The 362-nt window shown below is 36.5% G+C and carries 1 protein-coding gene; it reads left to right on the top strand.

What is annotated here, in order from left to right; genetic code table 11:
• Positions 1-131 precede the first annotated feature (131 nt).
• The coding region (locus JKP73_RS22190) for an MBL fold metallo-hydrolase (protein WP_200411987.1) at positions 132-362 on the top strand (231 nt) is incomplete at its 3' end.

The following is a 362-nucleotide window of genomic DNA, read 5'->3' as shown; positions in this document are numbered from 1 at the left end:
AAATAAAATAAAAGTGGTGGATTCTACCACTTTTTTTGTTTGTCAGTAAAGATTAAATGGCGCATAAGCTAAATTAGCTTTGCTTTGTTATAATAGACTTAAGCAAAAAATAAAGAAAGCGAGAAAAAAATATGAAATTAACAGCACTAGGTGTTTGGGGCGGATATCCTACGCGCGATGCCGGAACAACCTCTTATCTTTTACAATCAGAATCAGGCTTTAACATGCTTTTAGATTGTGGTTCACGCGCAGTGACAGAACTTGAACATGAATTGCAACCAACTCAACTTGATGCAGTTATTTTGAGTCATTATCATGAAGACCATATTGCAGATTTGGGTGCTCTTCGCCAATATCGTCAG

This window comes from Virgibacillus salexigens (assembly GCF_014905415.1).
GTDB classification, from domain to species: Bacteria; Bacillota; Bacilli; order Bacillales; family Amphibacillaceae; genus Virgibacillus; species Virgibacillus salexigens.
This window is presented reverse-complemented; position numbering and strand designations above follow the sequence as displayed.